Consider the following 22,539-nt stretch of genomic DNA (forward strand, 5'->3'; position numbering starts at 1 on the left):
GCGAAGCCCCCTTGCCCCCGGGGTGGGCCTGCCGCAGGGCCTGCAGGCCACGACGGGTCAAGCACCGAGGGGACCCACACACCACACGACCCACCCCCGAAGCGAGCTCCGGCGGGGCGCGGAAGGCGGCGGGGCGCGGAAGCCGGCGGGCCGCTCACCCGGCGCAGGTGGTGGGCCGACTACCCGGCTCGGGCGGCGGCCGCCCGCCTACCCGGCCCCGCCCCCCGTCCGCCGCCCGCCGCCCGCTCACCCCACCCGGGCAGCCAGATCCTCGATCAGGCCGGCGACGGCCTCCGGCTCGCGGAGGGTCGGGAAGTGGTCCGAGCCCGCGAGGCGGACCAGCCGGCAGCCCGGGATGCGCGCGGCCATCTCCTCGTTGCAGCGCACCACCTCGGGCTGGTCGAGCTCCCCCAGTGCCAGCACGGTCGGCGCGGCCACCTCGCCGAGCCGGTCGAAGACGGGCGCGTCGGGCACCTGGTGGGGGTGGTTCGTGAACCAGCCGCGGAGCGCGGAGCGCAGGGCCGCGGCGGCGTGTGGGTCGCCGTCGGTGCCCGCGCGACCCCAGATCCCCAGGCCCAGCGCGACGATGCCCTCCGTGTCGCCGGCCGTGGCGAGCCGCTCCAGCTCCTGGACGAAGCCCGCCGGCTCCAGCCCCTCGTACCCCGTCACACCGGGTACGAACAGGGCGAGGCCGGCAACCCGGCCGGGGTCCGCCACCGCCAGGCTCAGAGCGGCGGAGCCGCCCATGCTGGAGCCGACGAGTACGGCCCTGCGGGCCCCGAAGTGGTCCAGCACAGCGGCGAGATCGGCGGCGATGGAGTACCGGGCGGTGGGTGCCGGGGAGCGCCCGTAGCCGCGTACGTCGTAGCGGATCACGCGATGCCGGGCGGCGAGGCCGGGCAGGATGCCGTCCCAGAGGGAGGAGTCGCCCACCCCCGGGTGCAGCAGCACCAGCGGGGTGCCCGCGCCCCCGGTGTCCTCGGCCCACACCTCGTCCGTGCCGCTGACCTTCACCATGGATTCCATGCCGCCAGTCTGTGGCGGCGGGCGGCGGCGCGCCAGGCCGCCCCGCGGAAAGGGCCGGGCGGCGTGGCGCGAAAGGAGCCGCACGCGGAACCGTACGAGCAGCCGTACAAGCCGCCGCGCCAGCAGCCGTACAACCAGCCGCCCGAGCAGCCGTACAAGCAGCCGCCCGAACAGCCCTGCAAGCAGCCCTAAAAGCAGCCGTACAACCAGCCGCACAAACGGCCCCCGAGCAGCCGCACAAACGCCCCCGAGCGGCCCTACAGCGTTCAGGCCCCCTGGATGTGGAAGTTGAAGTCGGCGTGCCCGAGGGCGGTCATCAGCCGCAGCCAGACGGGCAGCAGCATCTCGGTGCCGCGGGCGGTCTCGATGCCGCCGAGGTCGATGATGCTGCGGTCGGGCCAGCCGAAGGAGCGCAGCAGCTCGGTGACGTCCTTCTTGGCGTCGGCGTCGTCGCCGGAGAGGAAGACGTTGTGGTCGCCCTGGATCCGCGACGGGTCGACCATGATCAGCGCGTGCATGGTGTTCAGCGTCTTCACCACGCGCGCGGCGGGGTGCGCGCGCTGGATGCGCTCGCCCAGGCTGTCGGTGTTGACGGGGTCGAGGGAGGGCGGGAAGCCCCCCGAGAAGTCCAGCGGGTTGGCGATGTCGACGAGGACCTTGCCGGCGAGGTTCGCGGCGCCCGCCGCGTCGAGTACGGCGAGGCTCACCGCGCCGCTGGTGGTGTTGACGACGGCGTCCCCCTGGGCCGCCGCATGGGCGAACGTGGCCAGGCGCACCGCGCTGTTCTCCGCCTGCCACCGGCCGAAGGGGGCGAGGCCGCGCCCGTCGGGTTCGGTGCGGGCGAGGGTGGCCTCCGGGTCCCGGGTGCCGACGACCACGTCGTGGCCGAGGGAGACGAGGCGGGCGGCGAGGGTCCGGCCGACGCTCCCGGTGCCGAGGACTGCGTAACGCATGTTCTTACCCCTTCAGGTTCCGGGGGCCCGGACAGACGGGCCCCGCCCGGACGGGCCGGCCCCGCCCGGGCGACCGTACCGTTGTACTGCGCGGACCGCTGGTACGTGGTCCAAGGTACGGACGGCCCGGGCGAGTTCCGGAGGTCCGGCCGCGACACGCCGGGCCCCGGCGGCGCCGTCGCCGCCGCCGGGAGCCCCGCGGTCCTGCCCGCGGCCGGCCCGGTCCTACGGGACCAGCCGGAGCAGCCGGTTCGGGGAACCGCTGCCGGGGCTGGTGACCTTGCCCGTGGTGGCGCCGTTCACCAGGGCCGTGGCGACCTGCGCCGGGGTGGCGGAGGTGTGCCCGGCGAGGTAGACGGCCGCGGCGCCCGCGACGTGCGGGGCGGCCATCGAGGTACCGGAGATGGTGTTCGTCGCCGTGTCGCCGGTGTTCCAGCCGGCCGTGATCGAGACGCCGGGGGCGAACAGGTCCAGTACGGCACCGTAGTTGGACCAGGAGGCCTTGGCGTCGGCGTTGTTGGTGGCGCCGACGGTGAGGGCCTCGGTCACCCGGGCGGGCGAGGAGTTGCGCGCGTTGACGCCCGAGTTGCCCGCCGCGACGGCGTAGGTGACGCCGTCCGCGATGGAGTTGCGCACGGCGTTGTCGAGCGCGGTGGACGCGCCGCCGCCGAGCGAGAGGTTGGCGACGGCCGGGGCGCCCGCGGCGTGGTTCGCGGTGACCCAGTCGATGCCGGCGATGACGCCTGCGGTGGTGCCGGAGCCGTTGTCGTCCAGCACGCGGACGGCCACGACCTTCGCCTTCTTCGCCACGCCGTACGTGGATCCGGCGATGGTGGTGGCCACATGGGTGCCGTGGCCGTTGCCGTCCTGCGCGACGGAGTCGCCCTCGACGGCGTCGTAGCCGTTGACCGCCCGGCCGGCGAGCTCCTGGTGGGAGATGCGGACGCCGGTGTCGATGACGTACGCGGTCACGCCGGAGCCCGCGCTGTCGGGGTAGGTGTACGTGCCGGACAGCGGCAGGTTCGGCTGGTCGATCCGGTCCAGGCCCCAGGGGGCGCCGGTCTGCGTGGCGTCGGCCCTGACGATGCGGTTCTGCTCGACGGAGGCGACCGCGGGGTCCGCGGCCAGCTTCCGGGCCTGGGCGGCGCCGAGGGTGACGGCGTACCCGTTCAGCGCCGCGCGGAAGGTCTTGCGCACCTGGCCGCCGTGCCCGGATATCAGCCGGTGGCCCCGGTCGGAGGCGGGGGTGAAGCCCGCGCCCTGCTTGAGGGTGACGATGTAGCTGCCGGGGACCGCGTCCGGCGAGCCGGCCCCGAGCACGGTGCCGGCGGCCGTGGGTGCGGCCTGCGCGGGCAGCGTGGTCAGGGTGCCCAGCAGGGCCGTGGCGGCGGCGGTCGTGACGGCCACGGCGATGCGGGTCTTGGTGCTGCGGGGGAGTGCCATTACGAGGGGTCCTCCTCATGGGCGGCGCGCACCCGTGTGCGGGGCGCGCGCTGGTGGGGGTGAGGTCGTGCGGGGTCGCACGGTCGGCCGCGATCCGGATGCCTCCGGTCGCGGCGTGATCGTCACCGTCGCCCATCGGGTGAGGCCGGACAAGGCGGTTGACGCCTTTTCACACCCAGGTCACACGACTGCCATCCCGCCGCGACAGTCCCCCCTCCCCCACCCGCACGGACGTGATCCAGACCACCAACACCGCTGCGGAGCAACGCCGTTCGACGCGTTGGCTCCCGTACGGTCAGGTGCGCTGCACCAGGTGGTCGACCGACCAGTAGAGATGGTCGTCGCCGTACCGGAAGAGGCCGGCCAGGCTGCCGTACCGGGTGTACTGCTCCTCGGTGACCGGCAGTTGCAGGAGCTGCAGGAACCGCAGGAACAGCCGGAAGCCGAGGTCGGGGTCGACCCGGGTCACGACCTGTTCCAGTACGCCGAACACGGTGTCGCCTCCCAGAGGGCGGAACTCGGGGCTGATCACCCTGGCCGCGGCGGGGGGTGCCTGCTCCCGGATCTCGCGCAGGACGGCGTCCCTGCGGTCGGTGCGGACCGCGGGCGGCGAAGGGACGTAGGCGGGAGCGACCCGGGCCAGGTGGGCCTCGCACACCTCCACGACCTGCTGCAGCCACTCCCGGCCGCCGATGCCGATCCAGTCCAGGTTGTGACCCCGCTCCGTCGCCGCCAGCCACAGCAGGGTGATCGTGTCGTCGGACAGGCCGGAGCCGAGCATCCGGCGGGTGTCCTCCAGCAGGACGGCCGCCTCGGAGCCCGGAGGGCGCTGGTAGCCGTCGCCCGTCGCGGCGTTCGCGATGGCCGCGCGGGGTGTGCGGTGATGCCATCCCGCACCGAACAACCGGGCGAGCCGGGAGAGTCCGAAGTCGTCGTCGATCCCCGTGCGGGTGGTGCTGACCGGCGGCCAGTCGATGGCGAGGCCGTCGTACACGACGGCCGGGGGAAAGCCGAACTGCCGGCCCAGGGCCAGCATGCGGCCGTACTGCTCGTACGGGACGGAAACGGACGACGTCTTCAGCGCGCGCAGGAAGAGCCGCATGCCGAGATCACCGTCGGCACCCGTCACGACCTGCTCCAGGGCGTCGACGAGGTCCGGCAGCCCCGAGGCGCGGGCGAGCGCGGGTGCGCTGGCGCGGATCTCCGCCACGACCGCGCGGCACAGCCGCTCGTCCCGCACCGGCCGCACCGGCGGCGGTGCGTAGGAGCGCCTGTTCTGCCGGAGCCGTGCCGTGGAGACCTCGGAGAGGCTCTCCAGCCATCCGCGGATGCCCATCCCGTGGTTGTCCGGGTCGAAGCCGTAGCCCGAGGCGGCCAGCCATACGGTGGAAAGGACGCGTGCCGGAAGTGCGGAGGCGATGAGCCGGCGAGCGTCCTCGCCCAGTTCGACCGCGTCCGCCCCCTCGGCCCCGTCCGCGATCTCCGCCGCGCACCTGATCGCGGCCATCGGGCCGGTGCCGGTGCCGGCGAGGGCGAGGCGTTCGGCCAGGGCGGTGAGACCGAGATCGTCGCCGTGGCCGAGCTCGTAGTACGCAGGACGTTCCTGGCTCACGGGCCCCCCGTCAAAAACGCGATCATGCTCGCCGGTCACCCTAGCCCCACCCCTGGACAGCCGACCCACGGAACGGCAGCAACCCAGCGCACAGGCGGTCACCCAGAGTGACGGTGGGGTGGTTCCGGCCCGGGAAATCAGGGGGCGGTGCGTACACCTGGCCCTTTGCGGCTCCTCGGGGACACTGGAAGAGGCTCGACACCGGAGGCCGCCATGAGCACACCGTCCCCCTTCCGCATCGCCGCCGTCCTCTCCCCCGAACACCGCGAGCGCCTGATGGCCCTGGCCCGCGAGGTGAACTTCCCCGCGGGCGCCCGGATCTTCGACGAGGGGACCCCGGCCGACCAGTTCTGGATCGTCCGGTCCGGCACGGTCACCCTGGAGATGAACGTCCCCGGCCGTCGCCCCGCCCAGATCGAGAGTCTGGGACCGGGCGAGCTGGTGGGCTGGTCCTGGCTCTTCCCGCCGTACGTCTGGCAGCTCGGCGCCGAGGCGATGACCCCGGTCCGCACCCATGCCTTCGACGGGGTGGCGGTCCGCATGCTGATGGACGCGGACCCCACGTTCGGCTCGGCCATCGGCCACTGGGTCGGCCGGGTCCTGGCCCACCGCCTGCAGGTGGCGCGCGTGCGGCTGCTGGACCTGTACGCGCCGTACACCAGCGCCCGCTAGCCCGGCGGGAGCGTCCGCCGGCGTACGGCAGGATGGAGGGCATGACCGAGATCCTCACCCCCCGTCTCCTCCTGCGCCGCTGGCAGGAGGACGACCTCGTCCCCATGTCCGAGATCCACGCAGACCCCGAGGTCATGCAGTGGATCGCGGACGGCTCGACGCGCGACCTGGAGCAGACGGCGGACGCGATCGAGCGGTGGGAGGAGGAGTGGGACGACGAGGGCTTCGGGCTGTTCGCCGTGGAGCTGCTCGGCTCCGGTGAGCTGATCGGGTTCACCGGGCTGTCGGTCCCGGACTTCCTGCCGGAGGTGCTGCCCGCCGTGGAGATCGGCTGGCGCCTGGGCCGGCCGTTCTGGGGCCAGGGGTACGCCTCGGAGGCCGCGCACGCCGCCCTGGAGTTCGCCCTCCAGGACCGCGGCCTGGACCGGGTGGTCAGCATCTGCCGGCCGGGGAACCACGCCTCGGAGAACGTGATGCGCAAGCTCGGTATGACATTGCAGCGTGAAACCGTACACCCCGCCTACGGCCACGCCCTGCACGTCTACGAGATCGACCTCACCGAGTACGTGGGCTGAGGTCGGGGCAGTCGGGGAGGACCGAGCCGTCCGCCGCGAGGGCCTGGTCGTCCCCGTTGAGGTAGTACGCGGACACCCAGCCGCGCGTGCCGTCGACCTCCGTCCACAACCACCAGGAGTTGTAGACGCCGTTCTCGGTGACCGTCGCGCCCCGGGTCCGGCAGAAGACCTCGTGGCGGCCGGCCCGGACGGTGCCGAGCCGCTGGGAATCCCGGGACGGGCTGCTCCGCAGCGGCCCGTCCTTGAACGTGGTCACCGGCACCCCGGGCAGATCGCCTCCGGCCGTCTTCGCGGGCGTGACCCCGGCCGAGGGCGTGGCGGGGCGCGTCGTCGGCGCCGCCACGCTCGTCGTGGCGCTCGGGCCCTGCGCCCCGCTCCTGCGCCCGCCGCCCGGTTCCTCGTCCTGCCCGGCGAGGTAGACCACGACCGACACCGCGAGGGCCGCGACCGAGGCCAGGGCGCTCCCGCCGATCGCGGCACGGCGCAGCCAGGCCGGGCGCTGCCCGGCGGGGCGGGACCGTTCTCCGGACCGCACGCCCACCACGGGTTCTGCCACATGCTCTGCCACGCCCTCTGCCGCGGGCTCGGTCGCGGGCTCCGCCCGGCGCCGGTCCGCGGGCCCGTGCGGCCCGCCGGCGGCACCACCCACCACCGCCTCCACCGCCTCCCCCTCCAGCGTCCGCGCGTGCCCGGCCCCCGCGGCCCCCGCGGCTCCCGCGCGGACGGCTCGGGCGACCGGGGCCGGCAGCCACTGTTCCGGTACGGCCAGCGGGTCGGGCGTGGCGCCGCTCGCCGCCGTGAGGCGCTCCAGCAGCTCCGCCACGCCGGGGCGCCGTTCCGGCTCCCTGGCCAGGCAGTCCAGCACCACCTCCCGCAGCACGGCCGGCACCGCCGTGACGTCGGGGTCCTCGTAGACCGCGCGGAAGTTCACGGCGTGGGCGGAGCCGATGCCGAAAGGGCCCGTCCCGGTGGCGGTCCAGGCCAGCACCGCGCCCAGCGAGAACACGTCGGCCGCCGGTCCGACCGCGCCGGCCAGCACCTGCTCGGGGGCCATGAAGCCGGGCGTGCCGATGGCGAAGCCGGTCCTGGTCAGCGCGCTGACGTCGGCGGCCACCGAGATCCCGAAGTCGATCACGCGGGGCCCGTCGGCGGACAGCAGCACGTTCCCGGGTTTGAGGTCGCGGTGCACCACCCCGGCCCCGTGGATGGCGCCCAGGGCCTCCGCCAGCCCGGCGCCGAGCGCGAGGACCGGTCCGGCGGGCCAGGGGCCGTACGCGCCGACCGCCCCCGCCAGCGACAGCCCCGGTACGTACGCGGTGGCCAGCCAGGGCGGTCTGCCCTCCGGGTCGGCGTCCAGGACACCGGCGGTGAACACGCCGTTCACCCGGCGGGCCGCCGCCACCTCCCGGGCGAACCGGCGCCGGAACTGCTCGTCCTCCGCCAGCTCCGGCCGCACCACCTTGACCGCCACGGCCCGGCCCGCCGGCGACCGGCCGAGGTACACCCGGCCCATGCCGCCCGCGCCCAGCCGCGCCACGATCCGGTACTGGCCGGCCCGTCGCGGGTCCCCCGCCTCCAGGGCATCCCCCACCGTCACGACGCTCCCCCGTCCCCCTGCCCGCCCCGGCCACCGGGGCGGATCGCGCGGGGAGACTACCCATCGCTCCCCGCCACCGCCACAGCCGGATCCGCCCGGGACGGGGTGCGCCCGGGACTGGGTGCGCCCGGAAAACGCTTCGCCCGGTGTCCGGACCGTGCATAGGGTCGGCGCCATGGGCAAGCCTCTGATCGCGATCCTGACCGGTGCCGGCATCTCCACCGATTCCGGCATCCCCGACTACCGGGGCCCCAACGGCCTGTGGCGGAGGGAGCCGGGAGCGGAGCAACTGGTCACGTACGACAGCTACATGAGCGATCCGGACGTGCGCCGCCGGTCGTGGCGGATGCGACAGGAGATCGGCGCGCTCGGGGCGGAGCCGAACGCGGCGCACCTGGCCATCGCGGAGCTGGAGCGCACCGGCACCGCGGTGCGGGTGCTCACCCAGAACGTCGACGGGCTGCACCAGCAGGCGGGGCTGTCCGAGCGGAAGGTGCTCGAACTCCACGGCACCGCAAGGGCGGTGACCTGTACGCGGTGCCACGTGCGGTCCTCGATGGACGAGGCGCTGGGGCGGATCGAGGCGGGCGAGGAGGACCCGGCCTGCCGGTCGTGCGGCGGGATCCTCAAGGCGGCGACGGTGATGTTCGGGCAGGCGCTGGACCCGGTGGTACTGGGGCAGGCGCTGGCGATCGCCAAGGGCTGCACCGTGTTCGTGGCGGTGGGCAGCTCGCTCCAGGTGCAGCCCGCGGCGTCCCTCGCCGGGGTGGCCGCGGAGCACGGGGCCCGGCTGCTGATCGTCAACGGCGAGCCGACGCCGTACGACCCGCTGGCCGACGAGGTGATCCGCGAGCCGATCGGGGAGGCCCTGCCGGAGCTGCTGCGCCGGCTGGTGGCCTGAGCCCGGGGACCGGCAGCCCCGCCCGGTCCGGCGGGGCCGGTCCAGCCGTCCAGCCGGGCAGACGCCCAGCCGGGCAGACGCCCAGCCGGGGGGCCGACCGGTACGGTGCCGGCCCCCGCTGCCCCGCAGCTTCAGCCCCGGCCGCCGCCGAAGGCGTCGAGGATGCCCTCGGCGGCCAGGGTGGCCGTCAGTTCCCCGTCCCTGACCCGGCGTTCGAGGTCGGGGGCGAGGGCGCGTACGGCCGGGTGGGCGCGCAGCCGGCCCAGCAGTTCGTCCTGGACCATCGCCCAGGCCCAGTCCACCTGCTGCGCGCTGCGCTTGGCGTCGAGCCGTCCGCCCGCGTCCAGCACCTTGCGGTGCTGTTCGAGGCGCTCCCAGACCACGTCGAGGCCGGTGGACTCGCGGGCGCTGCAGCTGAGCACCGGCGGGGTCCAGGCGGCGTCGGCCGGGTGCATCAGCCGCAGCGCGCCCGCGAGTTCGCGGGCCGCGGCCTTCGCGTCGCGCTCGTGCGGGCCGTCGGCCTTGTTCACGGCGATCACGTCGGCGAGTTCCAGGACGCCCTTCTTGATGCCCTGGAGCTGGTCGCCGGTGCGGGCGAGGGTGAGCAGCAGGAAGGTGTCGACCATGTTGGCGACGGTGGTCTCGGACTGGCCCACGCCGACGGTCTCGACGAGGACCACGTCGTACCCGGCCGCCTCCATGACCACCATGGACTCGCGGGTGGCCTTGGCGACCCCGCCGAGCGTGCCCGCGCTCGGCGAGGGCCGCACGAAGGCGGCGGGGTCGACGGCGAGCCGCTCCATCCGCGTCTTGTCGCCGAGGATGGAGCCGCCGGTGCGGGTCGAGGACGGGTCGACGGCCAGCACCGCGACCCGGTGGCCCAGCCCGGTGAGCAGGGTGCCGAAGGCGTCGATGAAGGTCGACTTGCCGACACCCGGCACGCCGCTGATGCCGATCCGCCGGGCCCGGCCGGTGTGCGGCAGCAGCTCGGTGAGGAGCCGCTGGGCCAGCACCCGGTGGTCGGGCCGGGTGGACTCGACGAGGGTGACGGCGCGGGCGATGAACGCCCGCTTGCCGTCGAGCACGCCCTTGACGTAGGCGTCGAGGTCGATGGCCACGCGCCGCGCCTACAGCTCGTCGTGGCCCAGTGCCGCGCCGAGCCGCGTCACCAGGTCGTACGCCGCGTCGGGGATGACGGTGCCGGGCGGGAAGACCGCGGCGGCGCCCATCTCCAGCAGCGTGGGGACGTCCTGAGGGGGGATCACCCCGCCGACGACGACCATGATGTCGTCGCGCCCCTCGGCGGCCAGCTCCTCGCGGAGTGCCGGTACGAGGGTCAGGTGGCCGGCGGCCAGGGACGAGACGCCCACGATGTGGACGTCCGCCTCGACCGCCTGCCGGGCCACCTCGGCCGGCGTCTGGAAGAGGGGGCCGACGTCGACGTCGAAGCCCAGGTCGGCGAAGGCGGTGGCGATCACCTTCTGGCCCCGGTCGTGTCCGTCCTGGCCCATCTTCGCGACGAGGATGCGGGGGCGGCGGCCCTCGGACTCCTCGAAGCGGTCGACCAGGGCGCGGGTGCGGTCCACGTGCGGCGACTCCCCTGCCTCGTTGCGGTACACGCCGGAGATCGTACGGATCTGGCTGGCGTGGCGGCCGTACACCTTCTCCAGGGCGTCGGAGATCTCGCCGACGGTGGCCTTGGCGCGGGCGGCGTTGACGGCGAGGGCGAGGAGGTTGGACTCCAGGCCGGTGCCGGACTCGCGGCCGGCGGCCTCGGTCAGCGCGGTGAGCGCGTCCTGGCAGGCCCGCTCGTCGCGCTCCTCGCGCAGCCGGCGCAGCTTGGCGATCTGCTGCGCGCGCACCGAGGAGTTGTCGACCTTGAGGACCTCGATCTGCTCGTCGTTCTCGACGCGGTACGTGTTGACGCCGATCACCGGCTGGCGTCCGGAGTCGATCCGGGCCTGGGTGCGGGCTGCGGCCTCCTCGACGCGGAGCTTGGGGATGCCGGCGTCGATGGCCTGGGCCATGCCGCCGGCCGCCTCGACCTCCTGGATGTGCTGCCAGGCGCGGCGCGCGAGGTCGTAGGTGAGCTTCTCGACGTACGCGCTGCCACCCCAGGGGTCGATGACCCGGCAGGTGCCCGACTCCTGCTGGAGCAGGAGCTGGGTGTTGCGGGCGATGCGCGCGGAGAAGTCGGTGGGCAGCGCGAGGGCCTCGTCGAGGGCGTTGGTGTGCAGCGACTGGGTGTGGCCCTGGGTGGCGGCCATGGCCTCGACCATGGTGCGGGTGACGTTGTTGAACACGTCCTGCGCGGTGAGGGACCAGCCGGAGGTCTGCGAATGGGTGCGCAGGGAGAGCGACTTGGGGTTCTTCGGGTCGAACTGCTTGACCAGCTTGGCCCACAGGAGGCGGGCGGCGCGGAGCTTGGCGACCTCCATGAAGAAGTTCATGCCGATCGCCCAGAAGAACGACAGGCGGGGTGCGAAGGCGTCCACGTCGAGGCCGGCGCCGCGGCCGGCGCGCAGGTACTCGACGCCGTCGGCGAGGGTGTAGGCCAGCTCCAGGTCGGCCGTGGCCCCGGCCTCCTGGATGTGGTAGCCGGAGATGGAGATCGAGTTGTAGCGCGGCATCTTCTGCGAGGTGTACGCGAAGATGTCGGAGATGATCCGCATCGAGGGCCGGGGCGGGTAGATGTAGGTGTTGCGGACCATGAACTCCTTGAGGATGTCGTTCTGGATGGTCCCGGCCAGCTTCTCGGGCGGTACGCCCTGTTCCTCGGCGGCGACGATGTAGAGGGCGAGGACCGGCAGCACCGCGCCGTTCATCGTCATCGACACGGTCATCTTGTCCAGCGGGATGCCGTCGAACAGCTGCCGCATGTCGTAGATGGAGTCGATGGCCACGCCCGCCATGCCGACGTCGCCGGTGACGCGCGGGTGGTCGCTGTCGTACCCGCGGTGGGTGGGCAGGTCGAAGGCGACGGAGAGGCCCTTCTGTCCGGCGGCGAGGTTGCGCCGGTAGAAGGCGTTGGACTCTTCGGCCGTGGAGAAGCCGGCGTACTGGCGGATGGTCCACGGCTGGTTGACGTACATCGTCGGGTAGGGGCCGCGCAGGTACGGGGCCGCGCCCGGGTAGGTGCCGAGGAAGTCCAGGCCCTCCAGGTCGCGTCCGGTGTACAGCGGCTTGACGCCGATGCCCTCCGGGGTCTCCCAGAGCAGGTCCGAGGCGCTGGAGCCGGTGGTCTCCTTGACGGCGGCCGACCACTGCTCCTCGGTGACCTCGGCGGGTGCGCCGTCGCCGAGCGGCACCTGCGAGAAGTCGGGGATCTGCATCATGCCGCAACTCCCAAGCGGTCGAGGATGGAGGACAGGACGGCCACGGCGTCGCAGCCCGCGAAGATCTGGGCGTCGACGTCCGCGTGCTCGCCGCGGCCCGCGAGGTGCACCTCGCGTGCGCCGGCGGCCTTGAGGGCGCCCGCGACCGCGGCGGCCTGCTCCTCGTAGAGGGCGTCGCTGGAGCACAGGCAGGCGATCTCGGCGCCGGAGGCGGCGAAGGCCGCGCCGGCGGTCTCCGCGTCGACGGAGACCGGGTCGTGGACCGGTTCGATGCCGCCGGCCTGGAAGAGGTTGGCGGCGAAGGTGGCGCGGGCGGTGTGCGCGGAGGCAGGGCCGAGGGCGGCGATGAACACCTTCGGGCGGCTGCCGGTGGCGGCCAGGTGGGCGTCCGAGCGGGCGCGCAGGGCCTCGTACGCCTCGTCGCGGCGGACCCGCGGCAGGCCGCCGGAGAGCGGCCGGGGCGCGGGCTCGCGCTCGACGGGCTTCTCGGCGAGGTGCGGGAACTCGCTGACGCCGGTGACGGGTTCGCGCCGGGTGGCGAGCTTGCGGGTGCGGGCGGCCCAGGTGGCGGCGATGCGGTCGCCGAGCAGGCCGGAGGCGAGGGCGGCGGCCTGGCCGCCGGCGGCCTCCAGCTCCTGGAAGAACGCCCAGGCAGCCTCGGCCAGCTCGTCGGTGAGGCGCTCCACGTACCAGGAGCCGCCGGCCGGGTCGGCGACGCGGCCCAGGTGCGACTCCTCCAGCAGGACGGAGGAGGTGTTGCGGGCGATGCGGCGGGCGAAGGCGTCCGGCAGGCCCAGTTCGTGGTCGAAGGGCAGCACGGTCACGGAGTCGGCGCCGCCGACGCCGGCGCCGAGGGTGGCGATCGTGGTGCGGAGCATGTTCACGTACGGGTCGCGGCGGGTCATCATCACCGGCGAGGTGACCGCGTGCTGGCGCTGGGCGCCGGCGTCCCCGGAGCGGGCGCCGCAGACCTCGGCGACGCGGGCCCACAGGCGGCGGGCGGCGCGCAGCTTGGCGATGGTGAGGAACTGGTCGGCGGTGGCGGCGTAGCGGAACTCCAGCTGGCGCAGGGCCGCTTCGGCCGGCAGTCCGGCCTCCGTGAGGTGGCGGAGGTAGGCGACGCCGGTGGCGAGGGAGGCGCCGAGTTCCTGGGCGGCGGAGGCGCCGGCCTCGTGGCACGGCAGGGCGTCCACGGTGAGGGCGCGCAGGCCGGGGTACTCCTCGTGGCAGCGCTGGGCGAGGGCCACGGCGGCGGTGGGGTCGGGCGTGCCGCCGGTACGGGCGGCCAGGCCGAGCGGGTCGGCGCCGAGGTTGCCGCGGGCGGCTTCGCGGGCGACGCCGCGGGCCTCGTACAGGGCGAGCAGCGCGGCCGCGGCGGCCGGGGTCTCGGCGCCGGCGTCCAGCACCACGGGGGCGAGGTCGAGGTAGACGCCGTCCAGGACCGCGGGGAGCGCGGAGACCGGGAGGTGTGCGCCGCCGAGGGTGAGCCAGAGGGAGGTCACGCCGTTCTCGAGGTCGGCGAGGACCGCCTCGTTGGCGGGGCCGGGCTCGGGGCGGTCGTGGCGCTGGCGCACGTCCCAGCCGCCGACGGGCCGGCCGCCGCGGACGAACGGCGCGAAGCCCGGGTACCCGGTGGCCGGTGCGGTGTCGCGGGGCGTGTAGAGGGGGCGGGCGGTGAGTCCGTCGTCCAGCGCGGTCGCCAGTGCCTGCTCGGCGGCGTCGCCGGACACGTCCTTGCCCGCCTTGCGCAGCACGCCTTCGACCAGGCGCTGCCACTCGTCGTGGGTGGCGTCCGGGAACTCGGCTGCGAGCGAGAGCCCGTCATCGGGCAGAACCGTCATGCCCTGGATGCTAGGGGAAAGGCACTCAGTGCCATGAGAGGCCGCGCGTGTGACCTTCCCCTCTCCGGAGGCCCTTCGGACCCGCTCCGACCTGCGGCGGGGGCCCAATTGACCGGTTCTGTTGGTTAATGGGCGTTAACTATTCGGGAGGGGGCGGGAGCGGGCCGGGAGCGGCCCGGGTCGGCCGCGTGCCTGTGCCGCCCCTGCCGCCCGGCCCGGACACGGGTCCGCCCCGGCCGGCACGGGGCCGGCCGGGGCGGGACGCGGGGTCCTCAGACTCAGGCGAGCGAGGCGATCGCCTGGTTGAAGGTGGCCGACGGGCGCATCACGGCCGCCGCCTTGGTGACGTCGGGCTGGTAGTAGCCGCCGATCTCGGCCGGGGAGCCCTGGACCGAGTTCAGCTCGTCGACGATGGTCTGCTCGGACTCGGTGAGGGTCTTCGCCAGCGGGGCGAAGGCCTCGGCGAGCTGGGCGTCCTCGGTCTGCTTGGCCAGCTCCTGGGCCCAGTAGGTGGCCAGGTAGAAGTGGCTGCCGCGGTTGTCGATGCCGCCGACGCGACGGGTCGGCGACTTGTCCTCGTTGAGGAAGGTGCCGGTGGCGCGGTCGAGGGTGTCGGCCAGGACCTGGGCGCGGGCGTTGCCCGTGGTGGTGGCCAGGTGCTCGAAGGAGGCCGCCAGGGCGAAGAACTCGCCGAGCGAGTCCCAGCGCAGGTAGTTCTCCTTGACGAGCTGCTGGACGTGCTTCGGGGCGGAGCCGCCGGCGCCCGTCTCGAAGAGGCCGCCGCCCGCCATCAGCGGGACGACCGACAGCATCTTGGCGCTGGTGCCCAGCTCCAGGATCGGGAAGAGGTCGGTCAGGTAGTCGCGCAGCACGTTGCCGGTGACGGAGATGGTGTTCTCGCCGCGGCGGATGCGCTCCAGGGAGAACTTGGTGGCCTCGACCGGGGACAGGACCTTGATGGTCAGGCCCTCGGTGTCGTGCTGCGGCAGGTACGCGTTGACCTTCTCGATCAGCTGCGCGTCGTGGGCGCGGGTCTCGTCGAGCCAGAACACGGCCGGGTCGCCGGTGGCGCGGGCGCGGGTGACGGCGAGCTTGACCCAGTCCTGGATCGGCAGGTCCTTGGTCTGGCAGGCGCGGAAGATGTCGCCCTCGGCGACCTCCTGCTCCAGGACGGTGTTGCCCTCGGCGTCGACGACGCGGACGGTGCCGGCCGCGGCGATCTCGAAGGTCTTGTCGTGGGAGCCGTACTCCTCGGCCTTCTGCGCCATCAGGCCGACGTTCGGGACGGAGCCCATGGTCGACGGGTCGAAGGCGCCGTGCGCCTTGCAGTCCTCGACGACGGCCTGGTAGACGCCGGCGTAGGAGCTGTCCGGCAGGACGGCGAGGGTGTCGGCCTCCTGGCCGTCCGGGCCCCACATGTGGCCGGAGGTGCGGATCATGGCCGGCATCGAGGCGTCGACGATGACGTCGGACGGCACGTGCAGGTTGGTGATGCCCTTGTCGGAGTCGACCATCGCGAGGGCCGGGCCCTCGGCGATCTCGGCGTCGAAGGAGGCCTTGATCTCGTCGCCCTGGGGCAGCGCGGCGAGGCCGCCGAGGATGGTGCCGAGGCCGTCGTTCGGGGAGAGGCCGGCGCCGGCCAGGACCTCGCCGTACTTGGCGAAGGTCTGCGGGAAGAAGGCGCGGACCACGTGGCCGAAGACGATCGGGTCGGAGACCTTCATCATCGTGGCCTTGAGGTGCACGGAGAACAGCACGCCCTCGGCCTTGGCGCGGGCGACCTGCGCGGTCAGGAACTCGCGGAGGGCGGCGACGCGCATGACGGACGCGTCGACGACCTCGCCGGCGAGGACCGGGACCGACTCGCGCAGCACGGTCACGGCGCCGTCGGCGGCGACGTGCTCGATGCGCAGCTTGCCGTCGGCGGCGATCACGGCGGACTTCTCGGTGGAGCGGAAGTCGTTCACGCCCATGGTGGCGACTTCGGTCTTGGAGTCGGCCGACCAGGCACCCATGCGGTGCGGGTGGGTCTTGGCGTAGTTCTTGACCGAGCCGGGCGCGCGGCGGTCGGAGTTGCCCTCGCGCAGGACCGGGTTGACGGCGCTGCCCTTGACCTTGTCGTAGCGGGCGCGGACGTCGCGCTCCTCGTCGGTCTTCGGGTCGTCCGGGTAGTCCGGCAGGGCGTAGCCCTGGCCCTGGAGCTCCGCGATCGCGGCCTTCAGCTGCGGGATCGAGGCCGAGATGTTCGGCAGCTTGATGATGTTGGCCTCGGGGGTCTTCGCCAGCTCGCCGAGCTCGGCGAGCGCGTCGGCGATGCGCTGGCCCTCCTCGAGACGCTCGGGGAAGCTGGCGATGATCCGGCCCGCCAGGGAGATGTCGCGCGTCTCCACCGTCACACCGGCCGTCGAGGCGTACGCCTGGATCACCGGCAGGAACGAGTACGTCGCCAGGGCCGGGGCCTCGTCGGTGTGGGTGTAGATGATGGTCGAGTCAGTCACCAGGGTGCTCCGCTCCACGTCTGCGTTCTGCGTCTGCAACATTGCTTGACATCAAGATATCTCGTGATCGGCCCCCTCTCGACAGTGGCCCGGCCTGAGATCCGGTTGAGGATCCGGGACGGCGGCCCGCGCGAATCGCCCCTTTCCCGGCCCAAGGGGTGAGACGGCGGGCCCGGGCGGCCGGCCGTTGGACTGCCAACCGTCCGCGGACCGCCGGTCGTCCGCGGACGGCCGGCCCGGCACGGCCCACCGCCAGGAGGGCGCAGCGGCGGGCCGACGTGCTGGACGCCGCCGAGGGGTTCTCTCCGCCTCGGGCGGATCCGCACCGACCCTGCGCGCGGTGGCCGATGCGGCCGGGGTCCGCCTCGGACACCTCCGGTGCCACTGCCGTCCCGCGCCGACCTCCTCGCGGCATTGCGCGACCGCATCCTGACCGCGGCCCTGCGCCGCGTCGCCGCCCGGGCAGGCCCGGCCGCGGCGGCCGCGACGGGCGGAGCGGGCCCGACGGGCGGAGCGCGCGACGAACGCGACAGGCGGGGCGGGAACGACAGGCGGGGCGGACGCGACGGGCGGGGCGTCGGAGGCGGGGGCGGCGGAGGCGGGCAGGGCGTCGGAGGCGGGCGGCGCGTCGGAGGCGGGCGGCGCGAGCGGCAACCCGACGGCCGGTTCGCGCACGAGCGCCGCTGCCGCCCACGAGGCGGGGCGGGCCCAGAGCGCTGCCGGGGACGAGGGCCCGGCCGGAGCGCGAGGCCACGGCATCGCGCGGGAGGAGGCCCCGACCGGTTCACGGGCGGGGCGCCGCCGGGGACGGTGGCCCCTCCGGAGCCCGGGCGGACGGCGGCCCGGTGCACGGGCCGGGCGGCAGGGGCACGGCGGCGGGCGGCAGGGGCACGGCGGCGGGCGCCGGACCTTCCGGCGCCGTCCCGGACCCGGGCGCGGCCGGGCCGGCCGCCGAGAGGGCCGCCGGACCGGGCGATGAGGTCGGCCCCGACGGCGCGGACGGTGCCAACGGCGGCGGTGTCGCCGCTGCCCTGGACGCCGTGCTCGGCGATCACGGCGAGCTGCCCCTGGTACGGCTGGTCGCCCGGGGTGGGGCGATGGCCGCCCACGACACGGCCGCCGCGGCCACGGTCGCCGCCTTCCACGAGCGGTACGCCGGACACGTGGCCGGCGACGTACGGGCCCCCGCGCCCGCGGTCGGCGCCGAGGAGGCCCGGGCGCGGGCCGAGGTGTGCGTGATGGCCGTGGCAGGGGCGGCCCCGTTCCGCTCCTGCATCGCGGGCCGCACCTCCCCCGCCCCCGAGGCGCTGCTCCGACGCACCATGCCCGGGCCTCCTGACCGACCCCGGAGTGACCGGTGCACCGTTCGTGTGACGTTTCGCCGCCGTAGACTCGTTCGCATGGCCGATACGTCCGACGCGACGCCCGCGCCCGGCACGGCGCCCGGTCTCACCACCGGTGCGGTGGCCCGGCGCCTCGGCGTCTCCCCCACCACCCTGCGCTCGTGGGACCGGCGGTACGGGCTGGGCCCGGCCGCCCGCGAGGACGGGCGGCACCGCCGCTGGACCCCGGCCGACATCGCGATGCTGGCGGAGATGTGCCGGCTGACGGCCTCGGGGGTGCCCCCGGCGGAGGCGGCCCGGGCCGCCCGCACCGCGGCGGACGCCGGCCCCGCGGGGTACGGACGCCCCACCCCGCCGGGCGACGCGGCCCCGTCGGCGTCCGGGCCGCCCCCCGGAGACCCGGCCGCGTCCGGCGGCTCGGCACCGCCCGGCGGTGCACCGGCTCCCGGTGCCGACGCGCGGACCGGCCGGCCCGGCTCGCCCGGTGGTGGGGCGGCCGCCGCCTACGGGGCCGCCGCCCCCGGGGCCGCCGACGGCTCTTCTGCGGACGGCACGGCCACTCCCGGCACCGCCGTGCGGACCGACCGGCCCGGACCGCCCGGCGGTCCGGCGGCCGACGCGGCCGGGGCCGCCCGCCCGGGCGCGGGCAGCCCTCCACCGGCCGCCCCGGACGCGCCCGCCCCCGGAACTGCCGCGGGGGCCGACCGGCCCGTCCCGCAGGGCGGTTCCGTGCCGGGCGCGTCCGGGGCGGCCGCCTCGACGGCGAGTGCGACTCCGGCAGCCCGTTCGGCCGCTCCCGGTGCCGCCGCACGGGCCGGCCTGCCGGTCCCGCCGCGCAGTTCGGCGCCCGGCGCATCCGCGGCCGTCGAGCCGGTGCCGGGGAGCACGACGGCGGCAGCAGACGGTCCGGCGGCGGACGGGGTGCCCGTGCCGGGTGCGACCGGCACGGCCCCGCCCGCCCTCACGGAACCGGGCGGCACCCCGGCGCGCCCCGACGCCCTCCCCTCCCCCGGCACCCCGCCCGCCCAGGCCGCTTCACCCCACCCCGCCGAGGACGCCCGGCGGGAGCTGCGCGGGCTGGCCAGGGCGGCCGTACGGCTCGACGGGCCCGCGCTCGACGCCCTGCTCGGCGACTTCGTGAGCCGGCACGGGCTCGTCGCCGCCTGGGAGGAGGTGATGGTGCCCGCCCTGCACGCGGTGGGGCGGAAGTGGGAGTCGTCCGGGGACCGTTACGTCGAGGTCGAGCACCTGCTGTCCTGGCACGTGTCGACCGCCCTGCGCCGCGCGCTGCCCGCCGGCGGGGCCCCCGTACCCGCCGCCGCAGCCGGAGCACCGCCGGTGCTGCTGGCCTGTGTGCCGGCCGAGCAGCACACGCTCCCCCTGGAGGCCCTCGCCGCCGGGCTCGCGGCGCGGGGGCTGCCGGTCCGCATGCTCGGCGCGGCCGTGCCGCCCGAGGCACTGGACGCGGCGGTCCGGCGTACCGGGCCCGCCGCGGTCGTGCTGTGGTCCCAGGCCAGGTCCACCGCGAGCCACGCGCTGGCCCGGCACGTCGCCGGCACCGCCTTCGGGGTACGGGGCGCCAGGACCCGCCCCCTGGTGGCGCTGGCCGGCCCGGGCTGGGCGGGCCGCGCCCCCGGCCCGGGCCTGGCCCGTCCGAACTCCCTGCACGAGGCGCTGGCCCTCCTCACCGCCCTCTATCCCTGACCCGGCGCCGGCCCACGCGGGCGGCCCCGGGTCAGGCGTCCACGGCCGGCAGGCAGCTGCGGAGGCGGTGGAGGCCGCGGCGGGCGTGGCTCTTGACCGTGCCCAGCGGCAGGCCCGTCCGGTGGGCGATCTGGGCCTGGGTGAGGTCGCCGAAGTACGCGAGGGCCAGGACGGCCCGCTGGTCGTACGGCAGCCGGGCCAGCTCGCGGGTGACGAGCAGCCGGTCCAGAACCTGCTCCGGACCCTCGGCCACGTCGTCACCCGTCGGCAGCGCGGCACCGGCCGCGGCGACCAGTTCGCGGCGCCGGGTACGGGCGGCCAGCGCGTCGGCGGTGGTGTGCCGGGCGATGCCCACCAGCCAGCCGGCGACGGGCCCGCGCTCCGGCCGGTAGCCGGCGCGGCCGCGCCACGCGGCCAGGAAGACCTGCTGGGTCACGTCCTCGGCCTCCCGGGCGTCGCCCAGGACCCGGGCCGCCAGGGCGTGCACGAGACCGCCCCAGCGCCGGTAGGCCTCGGCGAGACACCGCTCGTCCCCGCCGCGCAGGCCCCTGCCGATGTCCTCGTCGGAGGGCGCGGGCCCGGCGGGGTCCGGGGCGACGGCCAGGGCAATGGCCGGGGGCGCACCCGCACCGGCTTCGACGGCGTGATCGGCGTGTCGCACGGCCATGGCGTGGGCGGCCTTCCTCCCGGGTGGAATCCGCCGGAGGACCGACCCTCCGGCGCCTCCCAGGCTCCGGGCTGCGGCCCGCCCCTCACCAGCCGCATCGATCGTGCAGCGTTTCACAGTCCCGGCTCCGTGCCCGTCGGTCCCGGCCCCGTCAGTCCCGTCCCCGCGCCTCCCGGAAGCGGGCCAGTCCGTCCGCCAGGGTGACGATCGGCTCGGGGTATCCGCGGTCCGCCCGGTCCGACGGGTCCAGGCGCCACGGCTCGTGGACCAGCGCCACCGGTACGTCGGCCAGTTCGGGCACCCAGCGGCGTACGTACGCGCCGTACCGGTCGTACTTCTTGGCCTGGAGCACGGGGTTGAGCACCCGGTGGGGGCGGGTGTCGGTGCCGGTGCCGGCCACCCACTGCCAGTTCAGCTGGTTCTCCGCGACGTCGCCGTCGGCGAGCAGGCCGAGGAAGTGCCGGGCGCCCTCCCGCCAGTCCAGGTAGAGGGTCTTGGTGAGGAAGGAGGCGGCGATCAGCCGGCCCCGGTTGTGCATCCAGCCCTCGTGGGCGAGCTGCCGCATCGCCGCGTCCACCACGGGGTACCCGGTGCGGCCCTCCCGCCAGGCGGTCAGGTCCTCCTCGGCCCGCTTCCCGCTGCGCCAGCGGTCGTGGCGCGGCCGGTAGTCCGCCGTGGCGGTGTCCGGCCGGGCGGCCAGCACCTGGAGGTGGAAGTCACGCCAGCACAGCTGCCGTACGAAGGCCTCGGCGCCGGCGCCGCCGCGTTCCCGCGCCCGGTGCACGGCCTCGGCGGCCGACACCGCGCCGAAGTGCAGGTACGGGGAGAGCCGGGAGGTGGCGTCGCCGGCGAGGTCGTCGTGCCGGTCCTCGTACTCGTCGGCGTGCCGGGCCAGCCAGCCGGTGAGGCGCTTGCGGCCCTCGCCCTCACCCCCCGCGGCGAGCCCCTCGGACACGGAGGCCACGGCGGAGCGGGCGGGCACGGGGTCGCCGTCCAGGCCGTCCGGCACCCGTACCGACCGGGGGGCGGCGAGCGGCTCGCGGGGCCGGGTGGCCTCCCAGCGGCGGTGGTACGGGGTGAACACGGCGAAGTGGTCGGAGCCCTGCGGCGTGACCTCGCCCGGCGGCAGCACGGAGGAGACGCCCTCGTGGACGCAGAGCCGGCAGTCCTCGTCCGCCAGGGCGTGGCGCAGCTCCTCCTCCCTGCGCCGGGCGAAGGCGGTGTAGCCGGCGGCCACGTGCACCTCGGCCGCGCCGGTCCGCCGCACCACCGCGCGCACCTCGGCCGCCGTGTCGCCGGAGCGCACCACGAGCCGGCCGCCGCGGCTGCGCAGTCCGGCGTCGAGGTCGGTCAGGCAGTCGGCGAGGAAGGCGAGCCGGTTGGGGGCGGCGAATCCGGCCCGGTCCACCGCCGGGTCCCGTACGAAGAGCGGCACGACCTCGTCCGCGGAGCTCAGGGCGGCCCGCAGCGGCGGGTGGTCGTGGACCCGCAGGTCCGAGGTGAACAGCACGACCGAGACGCTCATGGCACCGCTTCCTGACGACGGGCCCCCGCCGGACCTCCGCCGCGCCCGGGAGCCGAAGAACTGGGCACCCGTACTTCTTCCGGTACCCGCTCCCCGGATGCACCCGACGCGCCCCGGTCCACCCGTACGGAGAGCCGCCGCGCCCCACCGCGCCCCGTCCGCCCCCGCGGAGAGCCGCCGCGGCCCCACCGCGCCCCGTCCGCCCCCGCGGAGAGCCGCCGCGGCCCTACCGCGCCCGCTCGATCCGCGCCAGCACCTCGGCCGCGTGCGGGCGCACCCCGGACCTGAGCTCCGGGCTCCAGGTCTCCTCGGCGTACGTGTGGTGCAGGTACAGGTCCCGGGCGTGGGCCAGGACCGGCCGGTGCGCCGGGGGCAGCCGGTCCAGGGCCCAGGCGGCCGCGGCGTCCTTGGGCCGGATGCCGCCGGTGTCGAGCGTGCACCAGATGCGCGCGAGGGTGAGGAGGACGTTGCGGGTGTCCCCGTCGAGGTCGTCAAGCAGTCCCGGGACGCCCGCCAGGGAGGCCCGGACGAGGTCCGTGTGCGGTACGGGCTCCAGCAGCCGGTGCGGTGGCGGTCCGGCCAGGGCCCGGCCCCCGCACAGCACCATGGTGAGCAGCACGGCGAGGTCCGGCGTGGCCGCCGGGCGCGGGGTGCCGCCGGCTTCGAACTCCGCCCGCAGCCACTCCCCGTACAGGATCCCCTGCCTGACGCTCCGCCTGGTCCCCTGCCTGGTTCACCGGTCCACTCTCGCGGGTGGTCGCGGGGGCCGCAACCACCCGCGGAGCGGGCCGGTCCGGCGGGTCAGCAGTCCGGGATCACGGTGCCGTTGTTGTCCTTGGCCACGTCG

16 protein-coding genes and 2 pseudogenes are annotated in these 22,539 nt (G+C 75.4%); 6 read left to right on the forward strand and 12 right to left on the reverse strand.

Going from position 1 to position 22,539, the window contains the following annotated elements:
* Positions 1-246 precede the first annotated feature (246 nt).
* Positions 247-1,026, reverse strand: coding sequence for an alpha/beta fold hydrolase (locus tag ACIQUQ_RS23125; protein WP_403978846.1), 780 nt, complete (start codon positions 1,024-1,026; stop codon positions 247-249).
* Between the two features lie 63 nt (positions 1,027-1,089).
* Between ACIQUQ_RS23125 and ACIQUQ_RS23130 the strand changes: the two genes are divergently transcribed.
* Positions 1,090-1,218, forward strand: coding sequence for a hypothetical protein (locus tag ACIQUQ_RS23130; RefSeq protein ID WP_403978849.1), 129 nt, complete (start codon positions 1,090-1,092; stop codon positions 1,216-1,218).
* A gap of 74 nt (positions 1,219-1,292) precedes the next feature.
* On the opposite strand, the gene ACIQUQ_RS23135 is transcribed toward ACIQUQ_RS23130, so the two are convergent.
* The 3 genes from ACIQUQ_RS23135 to ACIQUQ_RS23145 form a co-directional block, all read right to left on the reverse strand.
* Positions 1,293-1,979, reverse strand: coding sequence for an NADPH-dependent F420 reductase (locus tag ACIQUQ_RS23135; protein WP_403978851.1), 687 nt, complete (start codon positions 1,977-1,979; stop codon positions 1,293-1,295).
* 225 nt (positions 1,980-2,204) lie between these two features.
* Positions 2,205-3,422, reverse strand: coding sequence for a S8 family peptidase (locus ACIQUQ_RS23140; RefSeq protein WP_403978854.1), 1,218 nt, complete (start codon positions 3,420-3,422; stop codon positions 2,205-2,207).
* 295 nt (positions 3,423-3,717) lie between these two features.
* Complete coding sequence (locus ACIQUQ_RS23145) at positions 3,718-5,034, reverse strand: hypothetical protein (protein ID WP_403978857.1); 1,317 nt, start codon at positions 5,032-5,034, stop codon at positions 3,718-3,720.
* Positions 5,035-5,247: 213 nt separating this feature from the next.
* Here ACIQUQ_RS23145 and ACIQUQ_RS23150 point away from each other — a divergent pair, with 213 nt between their 5' ends.
* Both ACIQUQ_RS23150 and ACIQUQ_RS23155 read left to right on the forward strand, forming a co-directional pair.
* Entirely contained in the window at positions 5,248-5,706 is a 459-nt protein-coding gene (locus ACIQUQ_RS23150; RefSeq protein ID WP_403978860.1) for a Crp/Fnr family transcriptional regulator, read from the forward strand.
* Between the two features lie 41 nt (positions 5,707-5,747).
* Entirely contained in the window at positions 5,748-6,281 is a 534-nt protein-coding gene (locus ACIQUQ_RS23155; protein ID WP_403978863.1) for a GNAT family N-acetyltransferase, read from the forward strand.
* Here the strand turns inward: ACIQUQ_RS23155 and ACIQUQ_RS23160 are convergent.
* Positions 6,262-7,878 (reverse strand): serine/threonine protein kinase, encoded by a 1,617-nt coding sequence (locus ACIQUQ_RS23160; RefSeq protein ID WP_403978865.1) that lies wholly within the window; start codon positions 7,876-7,878, stop codon positions 6,262-6,264. The genes ACIQUQ_RS23155 and ACIQUQ_RS23160 overlap by 20 nt on opposite strands.
* A 175-nt stretch (positions 7,879-8,053) precedes the next feature.
* Here ACIQUQ_RS23160 and ACIQUQ_RS23165 point away from each other — a divergent pair, with 175 nt between their 5' ends.
* Positions 8,054-8,779: an SIR2 family NAD-dependent protein deacylase gene (locus ACIQUQ_RS23165; protein WP_403978868.1), complete on the forward strand. Its 726-nt coding sequence runs from the start codon at positions 8,054-8,056 to the stop codon at positions 8,777-8,779.
* Between the two features lie 131 nt (positions 8,780-8,910).
* On the opposite strand, the gene meaB is transcribed toward ACIQUQ_RS23165, so the two are convergent.
* The 4 genes from meaB to ACIQUQ_RS23185 all read right to left on the reverse strand — a co-directional run bounded on the left by meaB (position 8,911) and on the right by ACIQUQ_RS23185 (position 16,453).
* Positions 8,911-9,897, reverse strand: a complete 987-nt coding sequence (meaB, locus tag ACIQUQ_RS23170; RefSeq protein WP_403978870.1) for a methylmalonyl Co-A mutase-associated GTPase MeaB — start codon at positions 9,895-9,897, stop codon at positions 8,911-8,913.
* A 9-nt stretch (positions 9,898-9,906) separates the two neighbouring features.
* On the reverse strand, positions 9,907-12,111 hold the full coding sequence (scpA, locus tag ACIQUQ_RS23175) for a methylmalonyl-CoA mutase (protein WP_403979216.1): 2,205 nt from the start codon (positions 12,109-12,111) through the stop codon (positions 9,907-9,909).
* Positions 12,111-13,955: a methylmalonyl-CoA mutase small subunit gene (mutA, locus tag ACIQUQ_RS23180; RefSeq protein ID WP_403978872.1), complete on the reverse strand. Its 1,845-nt coding sequence runs from the start codon at positions 13,953-13,955 to the stop codon at positions 12,111-12,113. The genes scpA and mutA overlap by 1 nt, the downstream gene beginning before the upstream one ends.
* A gap of 278 nt (positions 13,956-14,233) precedes the next feature.
* Entirely contained in the window at positions 14,234-16,453 is a 2,220-nt protein-coding gene (locus ACIQUQ_RS23185) for an NADP-dependent isocitrate dehydrogenase (protein WP_403978874.1), read from the reverse strand.
* A 1,400-nt stretch (positions 16,454-17,853) separates the two neighbouring features.
* On the opposite strand from ACIQUQ_RS23185, the pseudogene ACIQUQ_RS23190 reads away from it, so the two are divergent.
* Positions 17,854-18,228 (forward strand): annotated as a pseudogene (locus ACIQUQ_RS23190) (MerR family transcriptional regulator); the annotation flags it as partial.
* 297 nt (positions 18,229-18,525) lie between these two features.
* Positions 18,526-19,500 carry a B12-binding domain-containing protein gene (locus ACIQUQ_RS23195; RefSeq protein ID WP_403979219.1) on the forward strand — a complete coding sequence of 325 codons (975 nt, stop codon included), beginning with the start codon at positions 18,526-18,528 and terminating at the stop codon, positions 19,498-19,500.
* Between the two features lie 31 nt (positions 19,501-19,531).
* Here ACIQUQ_RS23195 and ACIQUQ_RS23200 read toward each other — a convergent pair whose 3' ends face one another.
* The 3 genes and pseudogenes from ACIQUQ_RS23200 to ACIQUQ_RS23210 form a co-directional block, all read right to left on the reverse strand.
* Entirely contained in the window at positions 19,532-20,167 is a 636-nt protein-coding gene (locus ACIQUQ_RS23200; protein ID WP_403978876.1) for a sigma-70 family RNA polymerase sigma factor, read from the reverse strand.
* Between the two features lie 151 nt (positions 20,168-20,318).
* Positions 20,319-21,692: a cryptochrome/photolyase family protein gene (locus tag ACIQUQ_RS23205; protein ID WP_403978879.1), complete on the reverse strand. Its 1,374-nt coding sequence runs from the start codon at positions 21,690-21,692 to the stop codon at positions 20,319-20,321.
* A 226-nt stretch (positions 21,693-21,918) separates the two neighbouring features.
* Positions 21,919-22,386, reverse strand: a pseudogene (locus ACIQUQ_RS23210) (aminoglycoside adenylyltransferase domain-containing protein); the annotation flags it as partial.
* Positions 22,387-22,539: the final 153 nt, after the last annotated feature.

This window comes from Streptomyces sp. NPDC101118 (assembly GCF_044759445.1).
GTDB lineage: Bacteria > Actinomycetota > Actinomycetes > Streptomycetales > Streptomycetaceae > Streptomyces.

What these genes read in the sequence shown, in the direction of transcription:
- ACIQUQ_RS23125 (WP_403978846.1), bottom strand. Translation starts at nt 1,026, where the DNA reads ATGGAATCCATGGTGAAGGTCAGCGGCACGGACGAGGTGTGGGCCGAG.
- ACIQUQ_RS23150 (WP_403978860.1), top strand. Translation starts at nt 5,248, where the DNA reads ATGAGCACACCGTCCCCCTTCCGCATCGCCGCCGTCCTCTCCCCCGAA.
- mutA (WP_403978872.1), bottom strand. Translation starts at nt 13,955, where the DNA reads ATGACGGTTCTGCCCGATGACGGGCTCTCGCTCGCAGCCGAGTTCCCG.
- ACIQUQ_RS23200 (WP_403978876.1), bottom strand. Translation starts at nt 20,167, where the DNA reads ATGGCCGTGCGACACGCCGATCACGCCGTCGAAGCCGGTGCGGGTGCG.
- ACIQUQ_RS23135 (WP_403978851.1), bottom strand. Translation starts at nt 1,979, where the DNA reads ATGCGTTACGCAGTCCTCGGCACCGGGAGCGTCGGCCGGACCCTCGCC.
- ACIQUQ_RS23155 (WP_403978863.1), top strand. Translation starts at nt 5,748, where the DNA reads ATGACCGAGATCCTCACCCCCCGTCTCCTCCTGCGCCGCTGGCAGGAG.
- scpA (WP_403979216.1), bottom strand. Translation starts at nt 12,111, where the DNA reads ATGCAGATCCCCGACTTCTCGCAGGTGCCGCTCGGCGACGGCGCACCC.
- ACIQUQ_RS23140 (WP_403978854.1), bottom strand. Translation starts at nt 3,422, where the DNA reads ATGGCACTCCCCCGCAGCACCAAGACCCGCATCGCCGTGGCCGTCACG.
- ACIQUQ_RS23165 (WP_403978868.1), top strand. Translation starts at nt 8,054, where the DNA reads ATGGGCAAGCCTCTGATCGCGATCCTGACCGGTGCCGGCATCTCCACC.
- ACIQUQ_RS23205 (WP_403978879.1), bottom strand. Translation starts at nt 21,692, where the DNA reads ATGAGCGTCTCGGTCGTGCTGTTCACCTCGGACCTGCGGGTCCACGAC.